Origin of the sequence: Variovorax ginsengisoli, assembly GCF_030486595.1 — a bacterium.
GTDB lineage: Bacteria > Pseudomonadota > Gammaproteobacteria > Burkholderiales > Burkholderiaceae_C > Variovorax > Variovorax ginsengisoli_B.
In genome coordinates, this window is the sequence record NZ_JAUJZH010000019.1 from 1 (window position 1) to 18,465 (window position 18,465).

The window sequence follows — 18,465 nt, forward strand, 5'->3', positions numbered from 1 at the left end:
CGGTCAAGCTGATCAACCCGATCGCGATGGAAGAAGGCCTGCGCTTCGCCATCCGTGAAGGCGGCCGCACCGTGGGCTCGGGCGTCGTGGCGAAGATCCTCGACATCTGATCAAGGATTCCACAGGGGTATAGCTCAATTGGCAGAGCGTCGGTCTCCAAAACCGAAGGTTGTAGGTTCGATTCCTACTGCCCCTGCCACCTAGGTGGCTCCGCAAAACAAGCCCGTCATGTCCTGACGGGCTTCGGCGTCTGAAATGACGCATTGAATTTGAAGGCCGCAAGGCCGCAGGAACATAGCCCAAGATGGCCACTTCTCAAATCGAAACCGTGAGCACCAATGCGGACAAGGCCAAGCTGGCCGCGGCCGTCGTGCTGGCGGTGGGCGCCATCGTGGCGTTCTACCTGCTCGCGCGCCAGGGTGCCGTGGTGCAGTGGGTCGCTTTGCTGGTGGGCCTGGCTGCTGCCGTGGGCGCTTTCGGAAGCTCCGAGAGCGGCCGCCAGCTGTGGGCCTTCGGCCGCGATTCGTGGCGCGAGGTCAAGAAGGTCGTCTGGCCGACCCGCAAGGAAACGATCCAGATGACGGCTTACGTGTTCGCCTTCGTGGCGATCATGTCCATCTTCCTTTGGCTCACCGACAAGACGCTCGAATGGGTGTTTTTCGACCTCATTCTGGGCTGGAGAAAATAATGACTGACGAAGCCGTCGAAGCAGAAGCCACGCCGGAAATCAATCCGCTGCTGGCGCCCGCCGCCAACCCGGACCTGCGCTGGTACGTGGTGCATGCCTATTCCGGCATGGAAAAGGCGGTCGAACGCAACATCCTCGAGCGAATCAACCGCGCCGGCATGCAAAGCAAGTTCGGCCGCATCCTGGTCCCGACCGAAGAAGTGGTCGAGATCAAGAACGGCCAGAAGCGCACCACCGAGCGCCGCTTCTTCCCGGGCTACGTGCTGGTCGAGATGATCATGGACGACGAGAGCTGGCACCTGGTGAAGCACACCAACAAGGTGACCGGTTTCGTCGGTGGCGCCAAGAACCGCCCGGCCCCGATTTCCCAGAAGGAAGTCGAGGACATCGTGAGCCAGATGCAGCAAGGCACCGAGAAGCCCCGCCACAAGGTGGAGTTCATCGTCGGCGAGTTCGTGCGCGTCAAGGAAGGCCCGTTCACGGACTTCAACGGCACGGTCGAGGAAGTCAACTACGAGAAGAGCAAGGTGCGCGTGTCGGTCATGATCTTCGGCCGCGCGACGCCTGTCGAACTCGAATTCGCTCAGGTCGAAAAGACCTGAGACCTTGCGGGACAGACCACGCGAAGCGTGCTCTGAGCCTGTGATATTGCGGGACAGACCACGCGAAGCGTGCTCTGTCCTCAACTGATTAGGTTGTCTGCGCTCCCCGACTCGGCGCAGACAGAAGCAAAGAGTCGTTTGACCCCGGGGAGCCCAGGCCTACAAAAGCCCAGGCGTCATCACCCGCAAGGAGAAAAGCATGGCGAAAAAAATCGTCGGCTTCATCAAGCTGCAAGTCCCAGCTGGTAAAGCCAATCCCTCACCGCCGATCGGTCCCGCACTGGGCCAACGCGGTTTGAACATCATGGAATTCTGCAAGGCGTTCAACGCGCAGACCCAAGGCGTCGAGCCGGGCCTGCCGCTGCCGGTGGTCATCACCGCGTTCGCCGACAAGAGCTTCACCTTCATCATCAAGACGCCGCCGGCGATCACCTTGATCAAGAAGGCCATCAAGCTCGAGAAGGGTTCCGCACGTCCGCACACGGACAAGGTCGGCAAGATCACCCGCGCACAGCTCGAGGAAATCGCCAAGGCCAAGATGAAGGACCTGACGGCCGCCGATCTGGACGCCGCGGTTCGTACCATCGCCGGCTCGGCCCGCTCGATGGGCGTGAATGTGGAGGGCGTGTAAATGGCCAAGATCACCAAGAAGCAAAAGACCCTCGTGGGCAAGGTCGACAGCAACAAGCTGTACCCGCTGGCCGATGCGATCGTGCTCGTGAAGGACGCAGCCACCGCCAAGTTCGATGAGTCCATCGACGTCGCGGTGCAGCTCGGCATCGACGCCAAGAAGTCGGACCAGGTCGTTCGCGGCGCCGTCGTGCTGCCCAACGGCACCGGCAAGACCAAGCGCGTGGCCGTGTTCGCCCAGGGCGCCAAGGCTGAAGAAGCCAAGGCCGCCGGCGCCGACATCGTCGGCATGGACGATCTGGCTGCGATGGTGAAGGCTGGCGACATGCCCTTCGACGTCGTGATCGCCGCACCGGACGCGATGCGCGTGGTCGGTACGCTGGGCCAGATCCTCGGCCCGCGCGGCCTGATGCCCAACCCGAAAGTCGGCACCGTGACGCCCGACGTCGCGACCGCCGTCAAGAACGCCAAGGCTGGCCAGGTCCAGTTCCGCGTCGACAAGGCCGGCATCGTGCACGGCACGATCGGCCGCCGTTCGTTCGACAACGAAAAGCTGCAGGGCAACCTCGCCGCGCTGATCGACGCCCTGGTCAAGGCCAAGCCGGCGACCAGCAAGGGTGTCTACCTGCGCAAGGTGGCCGTGTCGTCGACGATGGGTCTGGGTGTCCGCGTGGACACGCAAACCATCGCCGCAAGCTGAGCGTTGATATGAGATTTGCCTCGCCCGTCGAACGGTGAGGCGGATGTGGTGGGTCGGGGCAGCTCTTCAGGTTGCCCCGGGCCATCCAAGACCGCTGGTGTGCAGGTCGCCTGCACTTAATCCCCCGGCCTTTGCCGGGCAGCCAGCGCAGATGGCGACCCCACTGCAAGGAATTTGTGTTTTTGTTCCGAACAGTTGGTCGCTGCATGAAGCGCGATCCGAGGCTCCCCGCCGAGGATCGCATTGAAAAGGAGTAGACCTTGAGTCTGAATCGCAGTGAGAAAGAAGCGGTCATCAGTGATGTGACCAGCCTCGCCGCAAAAGCTCAAACGCTCGTGATGGCGGAATACCGTGGCATCACGGTGGCCGATATGACCAAACTGCGTACCGATGCACGCAGCAAGGGTGTGACCCTCAGCGTGTTGAAGAACACGCTGGCACGCCGTGCTGTCGCTGGTAGCGCGTTTGAGATCATCGGCGACCAGATGACCGGTCCGCTGATCTATGGCTTCTCCGAAGACGCCGTGGCCGCCGCGAAAGTGGTGGCCGATTTCGCGAAGACCAACGACAAGTTGGTGATTCGCGGCGGTGCATTCGGTGGCAAGGCCCTGGACGTCGAAGGCGTGAAGCAACTGGCCAACATCCCTTCCAAGGAAGTGCTGCTGGCGCAATTGCTGGGCTTGATGCAATCCCCGATCTCTCGTACCGCCCGCGTGCTCGCGGCGCTGGCCGAGAAGCGTGGTGGTGGCGAAGCACAGGCGGAAGCTCCCGCCGCAGAAGCGCAGGCCGCCTGAGCCTTGCGTTTGACAAATTCAACCCAATTGTTAGGAAACAAAAATGGCATTCGATAAAGACGCATTTCTGACCGCGCTCGACGCAATGACGGTCCTGGAACTCAACGACCTGGTCAAGGCCATCGAAGAGAAGTTCGGCGTGAGCGCCGCTGCGATGTCGGCTCCCGCAGCCGGCGGCGGCGCCGTGGCCGCCGTGGCTGAAGAGCAGACCGAGTTCAACGTCATGCTGATGGAAGCTGGCGCGAACAAGGTGTCGGCGATCAAGGCCGTGCGCGAAATCACCGGCCTGGGCCTCAAGGAAGCCAAGGACCTGGTGGAAGCCGCTCCCAAGGCCGTCAAGGAAGGCCTGTCGAAGGCTGACGCCGAAGCCGCCAAGAAGAAGCTGGAAGAAGCTGGCGCCAAGGTGGAACTGAAGTAATTCAGTCTCCCCAGAGGGCTGGAGGTGCTGCAAGGCCCTCCAGCCTTTGCCGCTTTCAGAGCGCACCCAAAAGTCGGCTTGTTGACGCGAAAACAAGACGATTTTTGAGTGTCTTCTGACCCCGACTGCAGAAGACCCCCTTGGTTCGGGCGATGTGCAACGCATCGCCGTCCGCCAGGGCTGGTAGTGGCCAGCCGCCAAGGAGAGTGGTGCTCGCGCACCTCACCACGTCGCTGAAGATCTCAAGCTCCGGAGCTCTCATGGCCCAAACGTCCACGTACAGTTACACCGAACGCAAGCGCATCCGAAAGAATTTCGGCAACCGCGACAGCGTCGTCGAAATCCCCTACCTGCTGCAAATGCAGAAAGACGCGTACACCGCGTTCCTGCAAGCCGGCATCGCGCCCCAGAAACGGACCGTGGAAGGCCTCCAGGCTGCCTTCGACGCAGCGTTCCCGATCGTCTCGCACAACGGTTTCGTCGAGATGAAGTTTCTCGAGTACAACCTCGCGAAGCCCGCTTTCGACGTCCGCGAGTGCCAGACCCGTGGCCTCACCTTCGCCTCGGCCGTGCGTGCCAAGGTCCAGCTGATCATCTATGACCGCGAATCTTCGACCTCGCAGTCGAAGGTGGTAAAGGAAGTCAAGGAGCAAGAGGTCTACATGGGCGAAGTGCCGCTCATGACCGACAAGGGCTCGTTCATCATCAACGGCACCGAGCGCGTCATCGTGTCGCAGCTCCACCGTTCGCCCGGCGTGTTCTTCGAGCACGACAAGGGCAAGACCCACAGCTCGGGCAAGCTCCTGTTCTCGGCGCGCGTGATTCCCTACCGCGGCTCGTGGCTCGACTTCGAGTTCGACCCGAAGGACATGCTGTACTTCCGCGTCGACCGCCGCCGCAAGATGCCGGTCACGATCCTGCTGAAGGCCATCGGCCTGAACCCGGAATCGATCCTCGCGAACTTCTTCGTCAACGACAACTTCCGCCTGATGGACAGCGGCGCGCAGATGGAGTTCGTCGCCGAACGCCTGCGCGGCGAAGTGGCCCGTTTCGACATCACCGACAAGGCCGGCAAGGTCGTGGTCGCCAAGGACAAGCGCGTCACGGCCCGCCACACGCGCGAGCTCGAGCAGTCTGAAACCACGCACATCAGCGTGCCGGAAGACTTCCTGGTCGGCCGCGTCGTGGCCCGCAATATCGTCGACCCCGACACCGGCGAGATCCTGGCCAAGGCCAACGACGAGCTGACCGAAGCGCTTCTGAAGAAGCTGCGCACGGCCGGCGTGCAGGACGTGCAGGCTATCTACACCAACGAACTCGACCAGGGCGCGTACATCTCGCAGACGCTCCGCATCGACGAGACGGTGGACGAATTCGCCGCCCGCGTCGCGATCTACCGCATGATGCGCCCCGGCGAGCCGCCGACCGAAGACGCGGTGCAGGCCCTGTTCCAGCGCCTGTTCTACAACCCCGACACGTACGACCTGTCGCGCGTCGGCCGCATGAAGTTCAACGCCAAGGTCGGCCGCGACGAATCGACCGGCCCGATGGTGCTGACCAACGAGGACATCCTGGCCGTGGTCAAGATCCTGGTCGACCTGCGCAACGGCCGTGGCGAAGTCGATGACATCGACCACCTGGGCAACCGTCGCGTGCGTTGCGTCGGCGAACTGGCCGAGAACCAGTACCGCACCGGCCTGGCCCGTATCGAGAAGGCCGTGAAGGAACGTCTGGGTCAAGCGGAACAAGAGCCGCTGATGCCGCACGACCTGATCAACAGCAAGCCGATCTCGGCCGCCCTGAAGGAATTCTTCGGCGCTTCGCAGCTGTCGCAGTTCATGGACCAGACCAACCCGCTGTCCGAGATCACGCACAAGCGTCGCGTCTCGGCCCTGGGCCCGGGCGGTCTGACCCGCGAACGCGCCGGCTTCGAAGTGCGCGACGTGCACGTCACGCACTACGGCCGCGTGTGCCCGATCGAAACGCCCGAAGGCCCGAACATCGGCCTGATCAACTCGCTGGCCCTGTACGCCCGCCTGAACGAATACGGCTTCATCGAGACGCCGTACCGCCGCGTGGTCGACAGCAAGGTCACGATGGACATCGACTACCTGTCGGCCATCGAGGAAGGCAAGTACGTCATCGCCCAGGCCAATGCGGCCCTGGACAAGGACGGCAAGCTCACTGGCGACCTGGTGTCGGCGCGTGAAACCGGCGAATCGATCCTGGTGAGCGCCGAGCGCGTCCAGTACATGGACGTGTCGCCGGCGCAGATCGTGTCGGTGGCTGCTTCGCTCGTGCCCTTCCTGGAGCACGACGATGCGAACCGCGCGTTGATGGGCGCCAACATGCAGCGTCAGGCCGTGCCTGTGCTGCGCCCCGAAAAGCCGTTCGTCGGCACCGGCATCGAGCGCGTTTCCGCGGTCGACTCGGGCACCGTGGTCACGGCCACCCGCGGCGGTATCGTCGACTACGTCGATGCGACCCGCATCGTGGTTCGCGTCAACGACGCCGAAGCCACGGCCGGTGAAGTCGGCGTCGACATCTACAACCTGATCAAGTATCAGCGTTCGAACCAGAACACGAACATCCATCAGCGTCCGATCGTCAAGCGCGGCGACAAGATCGCCAAGGGCGACGTCGTGGCCGACGGTGCGTCGACCGACCTGGGCGAGCTCGCGCTCGGCCAGAACATGCTGATCGGCTTCATGCCCTGGAACGGCTACAACTTCGAAGACTCGATCCTGATCTCCGAACGCGTGGTCGCCGAAGACCGCTACACCTCGATCCACATCGAGGAACTGGTGGTGATGGCCCGCGACACCAAGCTGGGTGCCGAGGAAATCACGCGCGACATCCCGAACCTGGCCGAGCAGCAGCTCAACCGCCTGGACGAATCCGGGATCATCTACGTCGGCGCCGAAGTGCAGCCGGGCGACACGCTGGTGGGCAAGGTCACGCCGAAGGGCGAGACCACGCTGACGCCTGAAGAGAAGCTGCTGCGCGCGATCTTCGGCGAGAAGGCTTCCGACGTGAAGGACACCTCGCTGCGCGTCGACCAGGGCTCGCAAGGCACCGTGATCGACGTCCAGGTGTTCACCCGCGAAGGCATCACGCGCGACAAGCGCGCCCAGCAGATCATCGACGACGAGTTGAAGCGCTTCCGCCTCGACCTGAACGACCAGCTGCGGATCGTCGAGGCCGACGCCTTCGACCGGATCGAGAAGCTGCTGACCGGCCGTGTCGCCAATGGCGGCCCGAACAAGCTGGCCAAGGGCACCAAGCTCGACAAGGCGTACCTGACGTCGATCGAGAAGTTCCACTGGTTCGACATCCGCCCGGCGGAAGACGAAGTGGCGACCCAGCTCGAATCGATCAAGAACTCGCTCGAGCAGACCCGCCACAGCTTCGACCTCGCGTTCGAGGAAAAGCGCAAGAAGCTCACGCAGGGCGACGAGCTGCCCGCGGGCGTGCTGAAGATGGTCAAGGTCTACCTGGCCGTCAAGCGCCGCCTGCAACCCGGCGACAAGATGGCCGGCCGCCACGGCAACAAGGGTGTGGTGTCGAAGATCGTTCCGGTCGAAGACATGCCCCACATGGCCGACGGCACGCCGTGCGACATCTGCCTGAACCCGCTGGGCGTGCCCTCGCGGATGAACGTCGGGCAGGTGCTCGAAGTGCATCTGGGCTGGGCCGGCAAGGGCATCGGCCAGCGCATCGGCGACCTGCTGCAGCAAGAGGCCAAGGTGGCCGAGCTGCGCAAGTTCCTCGAAGAGATGTACAACGGCTCGGGCCGCAAGGAAGACCTCGGCAAGCTGAGCGACTCCGACGTCCTCGAGATGGCGGCCAACCTGTCGAGCGGCGCGACCTTCGCGACCCCGGTGTTCGACGGTGCCTCGGAAGAAGAAATCCGCGGCATGCTGAAGCTCGCCTATCCGGACGAGATCGCCAAGCTGAAGGGCCTGACCGACACCCGCACCCAGGCCTACCTGTACGACGGCCGCACCGGCGACCAGTTCGAGCGTCCGGTCACCGTCGGCTACATGCACTTCTTGAAGCTGCACCATCTGGTGGACGACAAGATGCACGCCCGCTCGACCGGCCCGTACTCGCTGGTCACCCAGCAACCGCTGGGCGGCAAGGCCCAGTTCGGTGGCCAGCGCTTCGGTGAAATGGAAGTGTGGGCGCTGGAAGCCTACGGCGCCGCCTACGTGCTGCAGGAAATGCTCACGGTGAAGTCCGACGACGTGGTGGGCCGTACCAAGGTCTACGAGAGCATCGTCAAGGGCGAACACTCGATCGAAGCCGGCATGCCGGAATCGTTCAATGTGCTGGTCAAGGAAATTCGTTCCTTGGGCCTGGACATCGAACTCGAACGCTCATAAGCCAACAAGGAAAGAGTCACATGAAGTCATTACTCGACCTGTTCAAGCAATTCACGCCGGACGAGCATTTCGATGCCATCCGCATCGGCATGGCCTCGCCCGAGAAGATCCGTTCGTGGTCCTTCGGCGAGGTGAAGAAGCCCGAGACGATCAACTACCGCACCTTCAAGCCCGAGCGCGACGGTCTCTTCTGCGCCAAGATCTTCGGCCCCATCAAGGACTACGAGTGCCTGTGCGGCAAGTACAAGCGCCTGAAGCACCGCGGCGTGATCTGCGAGAAGTGCGGCGTTGAAGTCACGCAGACCAAGGTGCGTCGCGAGCGCATGGGTCACATCGACCTGGCCGCGCCCTGCGCCCACATCTGGTTCCTGAAGTCGCTGCCGTCGCGTCTGGGCCTGGTGCTCGACATGACCCTGCGCGACATCGAACGCGTGCTGTACTTCGAAGCCTACGTGATCACCGACCCCGGCATGACCCCGCTGAAGAAGTTCGGCATCATGTCCGAGGACGACTACGACGCGAAGCGCAAGGAATACGGCGATGAATTCGTCGCCAAGATGGGCGCCGAAGGCATCAAGGACCTGCTCGAAGGCATCGAGATCGACAGCGAGATCGAGAAGCTGCGCGGCGACCTGACCGGCTCCGAAGTCAAGGTCAAGAAGAACTCCAAGCGCCTCAAGGTGCTGGAAGCCTTCCGCAAGTCGGGCATCAAGCCCAACTGGATGGTGCTCGAAGTGCTGCCCGTGCTGCCGCCGGACCTGCGTCCGCTGGTGCCGCTGGACGGCGGTCGCTTCGCCACGTCGGACCTGAACGACCTGTACCGCCGCGTCATCAACCGCAACTCGCGCCTGCGCCGCCTGCTGGAGCTCAAGGCTCCCGAGATCATCGCGCGCAACGAGAAGCGGATGCTGCAAGAGGCGGTCGACTCGCTGCTGGACAACGGCCGTCGCGGCAAGGCCATGACGGGCGCCAACAAGCGCGCACTGAAGTCGCTGGCCGACATGATCAAGGGCAAGAGCGGCCGCTTCCGCCAGAATCTGCTGGGCAAGCGCGTCGACTACTCGGGCCGTTCGGTCATCGTGGTGGGCCCGACGCTCAAGCTGCACCAGTGCGGCCTGCCGAAGCTGATGGCGCTCGAGCTGTTCAAGCCCTTCATCTTCTCGCGCCTCGAAGCCATGGGCATCGCGACCACCATCAAGGCGGCCAAGAAGGAAGTGGAATCCGGCACGCCGGTGGTCTGGGACATCCTTGAAGAAGTCATCAAGGAACACCCGGTGATGCTGAACCGTGCGCCTACGCTGCACCGTCTGGGCATCCAGGCCTTCGAGCCGATCCTGATCGAAGGCAAGGCGATCCAGCTGCACCCGCTGGTCTGCGCGGCCTTCAACGCCGACTTCGACGGTGACCAGATGGCCGTCCACGTGCCGCTGTCGGTCGAAGCGCAGATGGAAGCCCGCACCCTGATGCTGGCCTCCAACAACGTGCTGTTCCCGGCTTCCGGCGAACCGTCGATCGTTCCTTCGCAAGACGTGGTGCTGGGTCTGTACTACACGACCCGCGACCGCATCAACGCCAAGGGCGAGGGCCTGGTCTTCTCCGACATCGGCGAAGTCCAGCGCGCGCTCGACGCCAACGTGGTCGAGCTCACCGCCAAGGTCGCGGTCCGCATCACCGAGTACACCAAGGACAAGGAAACGGGCGAGTTCGTGCCGTCGACCTCGCTGGTGGACACGACCGTGGGCCGTGCGCTGCTGTCCGAGATCCTGCCCAAGGGCCTGCCGTTCTCGAACATCAACAAGGCGCTGAAGAAGAAGGAGATCTCCAAGCTCATCAACGTCTCGTTCCGCAAGTGCGGCCTGAAGGAAACCGTCGTCTTCGCCGACAAGCTGCTGCAGAACGGCTTCCGCCTGGCGACCAAGGCCGGTATCTCGATCGCGATCGACGACATGCTGGTGCCCGCTGAAAAGCACGGCATCATCGACCGCTCGGCCAAGGAAGTGAAGGAGATCGAGCAACAGTACGTCTCCGGTCTCGTGACTTCCGGCGAGCGCTACAACAAGGTGGTCGACATCTGGGGCAAGGCCGGCGACGAAGTGTCGAAGGTCATGATGGCCAAGCTGTCGAAGCAGACCGTCACCGACCGCCACGGCAAGGAGGTCGAGCAGGAGTCGTTCAACTCGATCTACATGATGGCCGACTCGGGCGCTCGCGGTTCCGCCGCGCAGATCCGCCAGGTGGCCGGCATGCGGGGCCTGATGGCCAAGCCGGACGGCTCGATCATCGAGACGCCCATCACGGCGAACTTCCGCGAAGGCCTGAACGTGCTGGAGTACTTCATCTCCACCCACGGTGCCCGAAAGGGTCTGGCCGACACGGCGCTGAAAACCGCGAACTCGGGTTACCTGACGCGCCGCCTGGTCGACGTGACGCAGGATCTGGTCGTGATCGAGCAGGATTGCGGCACCCACGAAGGTGCCGTGATGCGCGCGATCGTCGAAGGCGGTGAAGTCATCGAATCGCTGCGCGACCGCATCCTGGGCCGCACCGCGGCCGAGGACGTGCTGCACCCGGAAACGCGTGCGGTGCTGGCCAACGCCGGCGACATGCTCGACGAAGACCTGATCGAAGCGCTCGAAGCCGACGGCGTCGACGAAGTCAAGGTGCGCACGGCGCTGACCTGCGCGACGCGCTTCGGCATCTGCGCCAAGTGCTACGGCCGCGACCTCGGCCGCGGCGGCCTGGTCAACAACGGCGAAGCGGTCGGCGTGATCGCCGCCCAGTCGATCGGCGAACCCGGCACGCAGCTGACGATGCGGACCTTCCACATCGGTGGTGCGGCGTCGCGTGCGGCGGTGGCCTCGAGCGTCGAAGCCAAGTCGAACGGTTCGATCGGCTTCAACGCCACGATGCGCTACGTGACCAACAGCAAGGGCGAGCTGGTCGTGATCTCGCGTTCGGGCGAAATCGTCATCCATGACGAGCACGGCCGCGAGCGCGAACGCCACAAGGTGCCGTACGGCGCCATCCTGGCAGTGAAGGCCGACCAGACCATCAAGGCCGGCCACGTGCTGGCCAACTGGGACCCGCTGACCCGCCCGATCATCACGGAATTCGCCGGCAAGACGAAGTTCGAGAACGTCGAGGAAGGCCTCACGGTCGCGAAGCAGGTGGACGAAGTCACCGGCCTGTCGACCCTGGTCGTGATCGACCCGAAGCGCCGCGGCGCTGCCAAGGTCGTGCGTCCGCAAGTGAAGCTGATCGACGCCTCGGGCGCCGAGGTCAAGATCCCCGGCACCGACCACTCGGTGACGATCGGCTTCCCGATCGGCGCGCTGGTGCAGGTGCGCGACGGCCAGGACGTGGGCCCCGGCGAAGTGCTGGCGCGGATTCCGGTCGAAGGCCAGAAGACCCGCGACATCACCGGCGGTCTGCCGCGCGTGGCCGAGCTGTTCGAAGCCCGTTCGCCGAAGGACAAGGGCATGCTGGCCGAGATGACCGGTACCGTGTCGTTCGGCAAGGAGACCAAGGGCAAGATCCGCCTGCAGATCACCGACCCCGAAGGCACCGTCTGGGAAGACCTCGTGCCGAAGGAAAAGAACATCCTGGTGCACGAAGGCCAGGTGGTGAACAAGGGCGAGAGCGTGGTCGACGGTCCGGCGGACCCGCAGGACATCCTGCGCCTGCTGGGTTCGGAAGAATTGGCGCGCTACATCGTGGACGAAGTGCAGGACGTGTACCGCTTGCAAGGCGTGAAGATCAACGACAAGCACATCGAGGTGATCGTTCGCCAGATGCTGCGCCGGGTCGTGGTCGAGAACGTCGGCGACACCAACTACATCGCCGGTGAACAGGTCGAACGCAGCGAGATGCTCAACACCAACGACGCCCTGCGCGCCGCTGGCAAGATCCCCGCGACGTTCACCAACCTGCTGCTGGGTATCACGAAGGCATCGCTCTCGACCGACAGCTTCATCAGCGCCGCATCGTTCCAGGAAACGACGCGCGTGCTGACCGAAGCCGCGATCATGGGCAAGCGCGACGAGCTGCGCGGTCTGAAGGAAAACGTCATCGTCGGCCGCCTGATTCCCGCGGGCACCGGCATGGCGTACCACCAGGCACGCAAGGTCAAGGACGCGATGGACGAGGCTGAGCGCCGCGCGATCGCCGAGTCGGAAGCGGCCGAGCTGGCCGGTGCCGGCAGCGCGACCGAAGAGGCGATCACCACGGTCGATGCCAGCGAAGGCACCGCGACCGAATAACTGGTTAGCATCTCCGGCCATGACCGGAATCCGAAGCCCCCTTTCCGCCCGCGGATCGGGGGCTTTTTCTTTTGCATGGGAGCCTGCGCCATGAACGGCATGCCGGACTCCCTGCCATTTTGGATCGGCGGCGCGCTCGCGCTGTTCTGGTTCGTCGGCGCCTACAACCGGCTGATGCGGCTGCGTTCGGGCGCCCTGCAGGCCTATGCGACGCTCGACGCCGCGCTGGTGCGCCAGCTCGAGTTCGTGCAGGCGCGTGCCGCCGAGGCCGATGCGGCCGATGCAGGGGGAGCCGAACCGCCATCCGACGCTTCGCTGCAGGCGGCCTCGGGCCAGCTCGCCACCTTGCTGGCCGCCACCCGCCTGCGGGCGCTCGACCCGGCCGGCATCGCCGCGCTGGGCACCGCCCTGCACGTGATGGTGGCGGCCTGGCAGCGCCTGCATCCGGATGCGGTCGTCAGCTTCGAGGCCGACGGCACGCTGTCGCGTCCCGCGCCGCTGAACGGCAAGGACGAGCTGCTGCCAGACAGCGCACCGATCGCCTGGCCCGAGCCTTCCGCCGCGGCGGAAATCGCCCGCGGCCAATTCAACCTCGCAGTGGCGCAGTACAACGCGGCGATCGGCCAGTTTCCAGCGCTCATCGTGGCGTGGATCATGCAGCTACGGCCTGCGGCCCCGTTGCGCTGAGCCGCTCGGCCGGCGACGCCGCCCTCCTCGTCCCCAGCGCCCTTACCATCGACCCAAGTTGCCAGATCATTCAGACCCCATTTCCGATTCGCCACAGGCTTCCCCGCCGCTGTGGCGCCAGTTGCAGCTGACCGCCGCGACGCTCGCCTCTATTCGCGCCGGCGTGTCGGGCTCGGTCGCCTTCGAGGCCGTCGAGCCGGGCCTGCGTCCGGGCGTCCAGGCGCTGGGTTTCCAGGTGCTGCGCTGGCTCGGTCGGGCCGAGGCGCTGCGGCGCCAGCTGGCCAAGCGGACCCCGCCTCCAGCGGCTGACGCCCTGCTTTGCACGGCGCTGGCGCTGGCCTGGGACGGCGAGCGTTCGCCCTACGAACCCTTCACGCTGGTCGACCAGGCGGTCGAGGCCGCCAAGCGCAATCCGGGAACCCGGGCCCAGGCCAGCTTCGTCAACGCCTGCCTGCGGCGCTTCCTGCGCGAGCGCGACGAGCTGGTGTCGATCACCGACCGCGAACCGGTCGCGCAGTGGAATCACCCGCGCTGGTGGATCGAGCGGTTGAAGCGCCAGCATCCGCGCGACTGGCAGCGCGTGCTGGCGGCCGACAACAACCAGGCGCCGATGACCTTGCGCGTCAACCTGCGCAAGACCAGCGTCGCCGCCTTCCGCCAGGGCCTGGCGGCCGTGGAGCTGCCGTCGGTGCCGGTGGGCGCCAGCGGCTTGCAGCTCGCGCGCGCCCGCCCGGTGAGCCAGATTCCCGGATTCGCCGAGGGCGAATGCTCGGTGCAGGATGCGGCGGCCCAGGTCGCCGCCCCCTTGCTGCTGTCCGGCCTCGACCTGCGCCGCGATGCGCCGCTGCGGGTGCTGGACGCCTGCGCGGCACCGGGCGGCAAGACGGCGCACCTGCTCGAGGCGGCCGGCAGTGCCGCCATCGAGGTCACGGCGCTGGAGGTCGATCCGGTTCGCGCCCGGCGCATCGACGAGACCCTGGCGCGGCTCGGCCTCGGCGCCAAGGTCGTGGTCGCCGACGCCTCGCGCCCGGCCGACTGGTGGGACGGCCGGGCTTTCGATGCCATCTTGCTCGACGCCCCATGCACCGCTTCGGGCATCGTCCGCCGCCACCCCGACGTGCGCTGGCTGCGGCGCGAAAGCGACATCGAGCAGCTGGCGCTCCAGCAGGCGATGCTGCTGGCCGGCCTGTGGCCGCTGGTCCGGCCGGGCGGGCGCCTGCTGTATTGCACCTGTTCGGTGTTTTTCGAGGAAGGCGCGCACCAGATCGAGGCGTTCCTTGCACACAACACCGATGCCCGTTTGCTGCCTTCGCCGGGCCATTTGCTGCCCCAAAGCGGCGTGAATGCGCGTGGCGTCCCGGACAATGCCTTGGGTGACCACGACGGTTTCTTCTACGCGCTGCTTGAAAAGCTGCCCCGCTGAAAGGCGCTGGCCGGTGCGGCTGGCTGCGCTCCTGATCCTCGTCGTTGCCTTGTCGGCCTGGCTGACCGGCACCGCGCGGGCCGATTCGCGCAACGCGGCGATCACGCAGCTGCGGCTCGAGCAGGCCGACGACGGCGTCTACCTCACGGCCCAGGTCCAGTTCGACCTGGCGCCGGTGGTCGAGGAGGTGCTCGAGAAGGGCATCGCGATCTATTTCGTGGCCGAAGCCGAGCTGTACCGGGAACGTTGGTACTGGACCGATCTCAAAGTGGCTCAGGCGGCGCGCTACATGCGGCTGGCCTACCAGCCCCTGACCCGCCGATGGCGCCTCAACGTGTCCCCCGTTCCCATCACCAATTCCGGCTTCGGCGTGTCGCTGAACCAGAACTTCGACACCCTGGCCGATGCGCTCGAGGTCATCAGCCGGATCGGCCGCCTGCGGCTCGGCGACCTGGCCGAGATCGGTGACGACCCGTCCCACGCCGTGAGTTTCCGCTTCCGGCTCGACACCTCCCAGCTGCCGCGGCCGTTCCAGATCGGCGCGGTCGGCCAGAGCGACTGGAACATCTCGGTCGAGAAGAACGCCCGGCTGCCGCTGGAGAAGTCGAAGTGAGCACCGACCCGCGGGTCGCGCCGCGGGCGTCGCCGGCGGCGCGGCGATCGCGTGCCATCCGCTGGGCCATCGGGGTGGTGGCCGCGCTGGTCACGGCGATCGGCCTGGTGCTGATGTTCCTGCTGGCGCAGGCCACCAACAACCGTGCCCTCTACGAGCGCAACTACACCCGCCTGTTCGGCATCAACGTGGTGGTGGCGGCGGTGCTGGTCATCGTCATCGGCTGGGTCGCGTTCCGGCTGCTGCGCCGGCTTCGGCAGGGCAAGTTCGGCAGCCGGCTGCTGATCAACTTGGCCATGATCTTCGCGCTGGTTGGCGTGGTGCCGGGCCTGCTGGTGTACGTGGTCTCCTACCAGTTCGTCGCTCGCTCGATCGAGAGCTGGTTCGACGTCAAGGTCGAAGGGGCGCTCGACGCCGGCCTCAACCTAGGGCGCGCCACGCTCGACTCGCTGGCCGACGACCTCGCGAGCAAGACACGCACCGCCAGCGCGCAGCTGGCCAACGTGCCGGACACGCGCGCCGGGCTGGTGCTCGAGCGCATCCGCGACCAGCTGGGCGCCACCGATGTGATCCTCTGGACCGGCAGCGGCCAGCTGGTGGCCAGCGCGGGCGCGTCGCGCTTCCAACTCAGTCCCGAGCGGCCGAACCAGCAGCAGCTGCGGCAGGTCCGTGGCGATCGCGCCGTCGCCCACATCGAGGGACTCGACGAAACGCCGATGCCCGGTGCGCCGGCACCGGTCGCCAGCGTCAGGGCGCTGGCGCTGGTGCAGAGCCAGGGCTTCGAGTTCAACACCGAGCCGCGCTTTTTGCAGGTCACCCAGCCGCTGCCGCCGGCGGTCGTGAGCAATGCCCTGGCGGTGCAGGAGGCCAACCGCGAGTACCAGGAGCGGGCGCTGGCGCGCGAGGGCCTGCGCCGGATGTACATCGGCACGCTGACCCTGACGTTGTTCCTGGCGGTCTTCGGTGCCGTGCTGCTGGCCGTGCTGTTCGGCACCCAGCTGGCCCGGCCGCTGCTGGTGCTGGCCGATGGCGTGCGGCAGGTGGCCGCCGGCGACCTGCGGCCCACCGCGGTGCTCCAGGGCCGCGACGAGCTCGGCGGGCTCACGCGTTCCTTCGCGGTCATGACGCAGCAGCTGGCCGATGCGCGCAGCGTGGTCGAGAAGACCATGGGCGAGCTCGATGCCGCCCGCTCGAACCTGCAGACCATCCTGGACAACCTGACCTCGGGCGTGATCGTGCTCGACGCCCGCGGCTTCATCCGCTCGACCAACCCGGGCGCGACGCGCGTCCTGCGGGCGCCGCTGGCGGCCTTCGAAGGCCAGCAACTGGCCGAAGTCCCGGGCCTGGCGGAATTCGCGCAGAACGTTCAGCAGCAGTTCGGCGATTTCGAGGTCGAGCGGCTGCAGCACGGCCTCGACCACTGGCAGCACGCCTTCGAGCTGCATGCCGCCGGCGACGCCATGGGGCAGGACACGATCAACATCGTGGCCCGCGGCGCCGAGCTGCCGGGGGCCGAGCGGCTGCTGGTGTTCGACGACATCTCCGAAATCGTCTCGGCACAGCGCGCGCAGGCCTGGGGCGAAGTGGCGCGGCGGCTGGCGCACGAGATCAAGAACCCGCTGACGCCAATCCAGCTCTCGGCCGAACGGCTCGAGATGAAGCTCTCAGGCAAGGTCGCCCAGCCCGAGCAGGCGATCCTCACCAAGTCGGTCAAGACCATCGTCGACCAGGTCGATGCCATGAAGCGGCTGGTCAACGAGTTCCGCGACTATGCGCGGTTGCCTGCCGCCGATCTGCGGCCGGTCGACCTGAATGCGCTGGTCCTCGACGTGCTGCACCTCTATCCGCACGAGAACGCGACGGTGGCGCTGCGCCCAGAACTCGACGAGCGCTGCCCGCCGATCCGTGCCGACGAGCAGCAGATCCGGCAGGTGATTCACAACCTGTTGCAAAACGCCCAGGACGCGGCCGAGGCGAACGCCGGGCGGACCGGGCAGGCCGCCGAGGTCGTGATCCGCACCCGGCTCGGCGAATCCGGCCAGCGGGTGCGCCTCACGGTGCAGGACAGCGGTGCCGGTTTTGCCGAGCACATCCTCAAGCGGGCCTTCGAGCCCTACGTCACGACCAAGGCCAAGGGCACCGGGCTGGGCCTGGCGGTGGTCAAGAAGATCGCGGACGAGCACGGCGCCCGGATCGAACTTTCGAACCGCATGGTCGAGGGGGCTGTGGCGGGTGCGCAAGTCTCGTTATCATTCGCGCTTGCAGCACAGCCGCAGGGAGCGGTCGCTCACACCGAAGATTCGAAGTCATCCACCCTTCTCTGAGCGCTGGCGGCGCCGGGCGGGCGTGGATCCGCAAACGAACTGATTACTCTAACTACAACGCGCACAACTCAAGCACACATGGCAAACATCCTCGTGGTCGACGACGAGCTGGGCATCCGGGACCTGCTCTTCGAAATTCTCAATGACGAAGGCCATAACGTGGAGCTCGCCGAGAACGCGGCCGAAGCGCGCGCCGCGCGACAGCGGGCCCGTCCCGACCTGGTCCTGCTCGACATCTGGATGCCGGACACCGATGGCGTGACCTTGCTCAAGGAGTGGTCGGCGGCCGGGTTGCTGAGCATGCCGGTGGTCATGATGAGCGGCCATGCGACGATCGACACCGCGGTCGATGCCACGCGCATCGGCGCCTTTGCCTTCCTCGAGAAACCGATCACCCTGCAGAAGCTGCTGAAGGCGGTCGAGCAGGGCCTGGCGCGCGAAAGCGCCCGTCGCGCCGCGGCCAGCGTGGTGCCGCCCGCGAGCAGCTTCGCCGCCGTCGTCACGACGGTGGGCGACAGCGCGCTGGTGCCGGCCGCGCCCATGCAGCCGGCTGCCGACCTGGGTCCGCAGTCGACCCAGAGCTTCGACCTCGACCGCCCGCTGCGCGATGCGCGCGACGGCTTCGAGAAGGCGTACTTCGAATTCCACCTCGCGATGGAGAACGGCTCGATGACCCGCGTGGCCGAGAAGACCGGGCTCGAGCGCACCCATCTGTACAGAAAACTCAAGCAACTTGGCGTCGATCTTTCGCGAGGGCGCAGAAGCGCTGTATAATCGCGGGCTGTACACCAAGGCCCGGTAGCTCAGTTGGTAGAGCAGCGGATTGAAAATCCGCGTGTCGGTGGTTCGATTCCGCCCCAGGCCACCACTTCTTTTTCTCAGACGATCCCAAGTCAGCTCACAAGTCCTTGTAAATCAAGGGCTTAGCCTGAAAAGGCGGCT

General features: G+C 65.4%; 14 protein-coding genes and 2 tRNA genes. All 16 read left to right on the forward strand.

Annotated elements, in window-relative coordinates; genetic code table 11:
* Positions 1–110: EF-Tu C-terminal domain-related protein (locus QZH52_RS23585; RefSeq protein ID WP_495574034.1), on the forward strand; the 110-nt coding region annotated here is incomplete at its 5' end.
* Between the two features lie 13 nt (positions 111–123).
* Positions 124–199: transfer RNA gene (locus QZH52_RS23590), tRNA-Trp, on the forward strand.
* Positions 200–304: 105 nt separating this feature from the next.
* Positions 305–688, forward strand: a complete 384-nt coding sequence (gene secE, locus QZH52_RS23595) for a preprotein translocase subunit SecE (protein ID WP_286510936.1) — start codon at positions 305–307, stop codon at positions 686–688.
* Positions 688–1,290, forward strand: coding sequence for a transcription termination/antitermination protein NusG (nusG, locus tag QZH52_RS23600; RefSeq protein WP_286371963.1), 603 nt, complete (start codon positions 688–690; stop codon positions 1,288–1,290). Before secE ends, nusG begins: the two co-directional genes overlap by 1 nt.
* Before the next feature lie 199 nt (positions 1,291–1,489).
* Positions 1,490–1,921 (forward strand): 50S ribosomal protein L11, encoded by a 432-nt coding sequence (rplK, locus tag QZH52_RS23605; RefSeq protein ID WP_007831051.1) that lies wholly within the window; start codon positions 1,490–1,492, stop codon positions 1,919–1,921.
* Complete coding sequence (rplA, locus tag QZH52_RS23610; protein ID WP_286520074.1) at positions 1,922–2,620, forward strand: 50S ribosomal protein L1; 699 nt, start codon at positions 1,922–1,924, stop codon at positions 2,618–2,620.
* Between the two features lie 260 nt (positions 2,621–2,880).
* On the forward strand, positions 2,881–3,414 hold the full coding sequence (gene rplJ, locus QZH52_RS23615) for a 50S ribosomal protein L10 (RefSeq protein ID WP_286520075.1): 534 nt from the start codon (positions 2,881–2,883) through the stop codon (positions 3,412–3,414).
* A gap of 43 nt (positions 3,415–3,457) precedes the next feature.
* Entirely contained in the window at positions 3,458–3,832 is a 375-nt protein-coding gene (rplL, locus tag QZH52_RS23620) for a 50S ribosomal protein L7/L12 (RefSeq protein ID WP_286520076.1), read from the forward strand.
* 260 nt (positions 3,833–4,092) lie between these two features.
* Entirely contained in the window at positions 4,093–8,217 is a 4,125-nt protein-coding gene (rpoB, locus tag QZH52_RS23625; RefSeq protein ID WP_301812980.1) for a DNA-directed RNA polymerase subunit beta, read from the forward strand.
* A gap of 20 nt (positions 8,218–8,237) precedes the next feature.
* Positions 8,238–12,476, forward strand: a complete 4,239-nt coding sequence (gene rpoC, locus QZH52_RS23630) for a DNA-directed RNA polymerase subunit beta' (protein ID WP_286533735.1) — start codon at positions 8,238–8,240, stop codon at positions 12,474–12,476.
* A gap of 90 nt (positions 12,477–12,566) precedes the next feature.
* Positions 12,567–13,163 (forward strand): lema family protein, encoded by a 597-nt coding sequence (locus QZH52_RS23635; RefSeq protein WP_301812981.1) that lies wholly within the window; start codon positions 12,567–12,569, stop codon positions 13,161–13,163.
* A gap of 58 nt (positions 13,164–13,221) precedes the next feature.
* Entirely contained in the window at positions 13,222–14,586 is a 1,365-nt protein-coding gene (gene rsmB / locus QZH52_RS23640; RefSeq protein WP_301812982.1) for a 16S rRNA (cytosine(967)-C(5))-methyltransferase RsmB, read from the forward strand.
* Entirely contained in the window at positions 14,567–15,199 is a 633-nt protein-coding gene (locus QZH52_RS23645) for a DUF4390 domain-containing protein (RefSeq protein ID WP_436411624.1), read from the forward strand. The genes rsmB and QZH52_RS23645 overlap by 20 nt, the downstream gene beginning before the upstream one ends.
* The gene (locus QZH52_RS23650) at positions 15,196–17,523 is read left to right on the forward strand and encodes a sensor histidine kinase (RefSeq protein ID WP_301812984.1); all 2,328 of its coding nucleotides are present in this window, start codon (positions 15,196–15,198) and stop codon (positions 17,521–17,523) included. Before QZH52_RS23645 ends, QZH52_RS23650 begins: the two co-directional genes overlap by 4 nt.
* Before the next feature lie 78 nt (positions 17,524–17,601).
* Positions 17,602–18,297, forward strand: a complete 696-nt coding sequence (locus QZH52_RS23655) for a response regulator (protein WP_286520082.1) — start codon at positions 17,602–17,604, stop codon at positions 18,295–18,297.
* An 18-nt stretch (positions 18,298–18,315) separates the two neighbouring features.
* Positions 18,316–18,391: transfer RNA gene (locus tag QZH52_RS23660), tRNA-Phe, on the forward strand.
* Positions 18,392–18,465 lie beyond the last annotated feature (74 nt).